Source organism: Methylocystis sp. (assembly GCF_021731785.1).
Classification (GTDB): domain Bacteria; phylum Pseudomonadota; class Alphaproteobacteria; order Rhizobiales; family Beijerinckiaceae; genus Methylocystis.
On the sequence record NZ_JAKFWS010000194.1, the window covers coordinates 1 to 3957 of the forward strand.

Sequence of the window (3957 nt, forward strand, 5' to 3'; positions counted from 1 at the left end):
CCCAAAGCGTGATAGGCGGCGATCTGACCAAGGACGACGCGATAGGTGCCGCAGGAGTGCCAAGCCGGGTGGATCAGCGCGACGCGCCGGCCAAGAAGCGGACGCTGGGCGCAGGCGAAGCAATCACTCGATGCAACGCTCAACCCGTTCCTCCAGCTGGCGCGAACCGCAGCCTAAGCAGAGTTCGACTGCCCCGACAATCGCTTTAGCGCGGAACTGCTGCAACATGGCGCGTTTGCGCGCAGGCGCCGACCAAAGAAGCACGGTCTATGCTCGCGATCGCGCAAGCGACGAATTTGGCGCTCATGCCGCGTCAGTTTAGAGCGCTGCGGCGGCCATTGCCAGAGCGCGCGCATAAGCCTCTGGGCTGAACGCGTCTTCGTACAGGCGGCGCGTGTCGCTTCGCTCCGGCTCTGCAGCTTCTCCGCTGACGGCGCGCGCCTGGGCTTCGCGCCATAAGGCTGCATATTGCCTGGCGTTTTCGGCGAGAGCCACATTTCCGAGTTTGGCGGGATCGACTTGCATGCCGCGAAACGCCAGCGGCGTCGCGACGAGAGGCGCGCCGCAAGATAGCGCCTCGACCGCCTTGATCGACAGGCCGTGGCCTTCAACGGTCGGGAGCAGCACGCAGCCGGCGTTGGCGTAGACCGCGCCGATGTCGTCGACGCGGCCCTTGAACAAGGCGCGATGCGACTCATAGAGCGCCGAGTCGCGTCTCTTCATGGCGCCGTCGATATTGCCGTAAATCGCGACGCGGGCGTCGCCCGCAAAGGGCATGACCTCCTGCAGGAACCAGCGGAGGCTCATGTAATTGGCGTAATTGTCGCTCGCCACGATGATGATGTCGCGGCCGCGCGCCAAGGGCGCCGACGCCACCGCCGGGTAAATGAGCGCATGTCGCAACTCCGGCAGGAGCTTTTGAAAATCACGATGCTCCTCCTCATTGAGATGCGCGCAAAGATCGGCGCGGCGCATCCATGCGAGTTCGACCTCAAGCATGCCGCCGTAGGTCGCATAGGGCGGAATGAAGAATCCGCCCTTGTTGCGCAACACATATTGGCGCGCCTGAATGTCCTGCGTCTCCAGAACGACCGGAACTTTACGGCCGCGCATCAGCCGTTCCGCGAAGGGCAGCGTGAAGTAATGATTGGCGTGGATGAAGTCGATCGACTCGCTCTCGAATCCTTCGGGCAAGGGCGCGCGCTTCGCGAGTTCGATGAGCCACGACGCCTGATCGCCGTGGATCAGCCGCCACCAGCCATCGACAAGCAGTCGAGAGGCCAAGGCGGAGAACGGCGCGCCCGAATAAAAACGACGGTCGGCGCCGATGTCGCGCGACGCTTCAATATAGGCTGGCCAGCGCCCGCCGAGCGGCGGAGGGCGCGCGAGATCGTCCATCATCGCGACAGACACGACGCGCGCGCCAAGCGCCTTATAGGCGGCGATCTGACTGACGTTCACCTGATAACTGCCGCAACTGTGCCAGGCGGCATGAACAACGGCCACGGTTTTGCCGGCAAAAGGCCGCGCCTGCGCGCCTGCGGTCTGCGCCCCGCGCGCCGCGGATGACGAAATATGGCTCATCGTATCAGACATCGTGCTGCAACATGGTCGATCGTTCTCAAATAGCTTAGGAAAACCGCGCGCTCGGCCGCTCAGGCGCGCCGCATCGCTGCTGTTTCACATTGAGGCGTCCCGACCCGCATCTTTCCTCAATACCGAGCCGCCCCTTGCTTTTGCCCGACATTTTCAAATACATCCCCTATATGAGGCTTCGCGTCCCAAATCCAGTCTTATCGCCCGAAGGCGCCGCGGCGGCCAGCCCCGCGCCCACTCCCGCCCCTGCCAAGCGCTACGGCGTCGCCATCGTCGGCAACGACAAGATCATCGACTGGCTGCTGCCTTTTCTCGAAAGCTACCGAGACACCAATTCCGGGCTGCCGCTTTATCTCATTCCCTATGACGACAATGTCGTCATGACGCGCCGCGCGGCGGAAATTTACGGGGCGCATTACGTCGGCGAAGAGCCGACCGAAATCGACAAGCTCTCGCATGAACTTTACCCCGGCATCTTCAACACCAACCGCCGTCGGCTAAGAAAGTTGCAAGCGCTCGCGCTGCCGCTCGATGAAGTCGTCTATGTCGACGTGGACGTCATTCTGTTTCGCGACTTCACGCCGCTGTTCGGCCGTTTGGACAAAGGCAAGACGGAGTTCATCGTCGCCTCTCCGAGCTTCGAATATGTCTACAACGACAGGCGCGACCACTATCCGTTTTTGAAGGACGCGCTCCTTTTCAATGACGGCTTCTGGGTCACCTCGAACCAATATCTGAAGCTGTCCGATTTCATGGATACCGTCCGCGACGACGCCGTCATTTTCCATGACGTGCGCAAGCGCGGTCAGCTCTTCGCCCAGCCGCTCGTCAATTTCGTCACGCACCGCCGCGGCCTGAAAATCGAGCTTTTGCCGAACGTCATCGCGGGCGCCTCCCACGAAAGCTTCTACAAAGCGCCAGGCGTCGAATTTAAGAACGGCAAGCCCGTCGACTACGAAGGCAAGGAGATCTATTTCGCGCATTGGGCCGGCGCGACAGCGCTGCCGAAGAATGGCGTGTTCGATGAGGCGTGGACGCACTATTCGCAGGCCGCCTGGGCGAGGTTCAAGCAATGACGCGCGGCGGCGTTTCGCATCGTGCGCGCCTTTGCGCCGGCGCGCCGCTCCGCCGCTTAGGCTTCGCGATGCGGATTTTCTTTGCCGCTCGGCGCGACGCCGAGCGATAGCGCGGAGCCCCGCCATGCCGCGCCTGCTGTTCCGCTATCTGTTCAAGCGCATCGGGTTGGGCGTGCTTATCGTGCAGTTCGCACTCTCCATTCCCGTCGTCTTGTCATATCTGCTTTACCAACTGCCGCCCGCTGCGGTGCGCGGCGGCCTTGTCATTCCCGCTTTGATCGGGGTGACGCCGACGGTGGCTTACGTGACTTTGCCGATGGCGGTGGGCGTCGCCACCGCGCTCGAGTTCGGCCGCATGGCGAGCGAAGGCATGATCGCCGTTCTCTACGCGCTGCGCCTTTCCGTCTGGGCCATCTGCCGCCCGGCGCTGGTCTTGGCGGCCGGCGTCGTCGTCCTCGGCTATCTGCTCGCCAATTTCGCGGCGCCCTACTATTCGAGCGGCATGCAGGACGTGCTCAATGTCGTGCGCAATTCGCTCAACCATCGCATGCTCGACGCGGCGCGTTTCTACACCTTCGACAATGGCGTGAAGACGCTCTACATCGAGCGTTGGGAGACGCCAGACCTTGCGGTCAATCTGTTCGTGCGTCAGCTTTCGATCGAAAAGATGCAGGAAGAGACGGTGACGGCGGCGCGCGCCGAATTTCGACGCAATGAATCCGGGGTCATCGTCGCGCTCTCCAATGGCAGCATCCAGACGCGCTCATTGACGACAGGCGACGTGCGCATCGCCAGTTTCGATGAATACGCCATGGCGTTGCCGATGCAGGGCAGCGCATCGCTGCCCGACCGGGGCTGGCGCGGCGTCTATGAATTGTCGGCCGGCGCCTTTCTCGCCAATTACGCCGCCGCGCGGCGCGATCCGCGCCAGCTTGGAGAGTGGACGGCGGAGGCGGCGAAGCGTTTCGGCGTGCCGGCGCTCGCGATCGCCCATACGCTCCTTGCGATGGCCCTGGTCCTGACATTCGGGAATATCACTGGGCGGCGCGGAGCGGCGGGCGGCCTCGCCACGATTGCGGTTCCAGCCGTGCACATCGGCTTTCTCGTCGCGCTTGAGTCGCTTCTGCGCATCAGCGGGTTGTTCGTCTTGCTGCTTGCCGCGCTCGCGCTCGCCGAAGTCGGCGTTTCGCTTTGGCTTCTTGCCCGGCTCAACCGCAGCCCCAAGCCCAAGCGCCTGTTCGACGCACGCGCTTCATCCGCGCGGGACGCCTACGCGACGCCGCTC

Annotated in this window: 3 protein-coding genes; 2 read left to right on the forward strand and 1 reads right to left on the reverse strand. The window is 63.1% G+C overall.

All coding sequences use genetic code 11. From position 1 onward, the window contains the following. Positions 1 to 318: 318 nt before the first annotated feature. Entirely contained in the window at positions 319 to 1584 is a 1266-nt protein-coding gene (locus QZ964_RS21365; protein WP_292534400.1) for a glycosyltransferase, read from the reverse strand. 182 nt (positions 1585 to 1766) lie between these two features. Between QZ964_RS21365 and QZ964_RS21370 the strand changes: the two genes are divergently transcribed. Then, positions 1767 to 2672, forward strand: a complete 906-nt coding sequence (locus QZ964_RS21370) for a hypothetical protein (protein ID WP_196405390.1) — start codon at positions 1767 to 1769, stop codon at positions 2670 to 2672. 124 nt (positions 2673 to 2796) lie between these two features. Then, positions 2797 to 3957 (forward strand): LptF/LptG family permease (locus QZ964_RS21375; RefSeq protein ID WP_292534403.1); only part of this gene is annotated, 1161 nt, incomplete at its 3' end.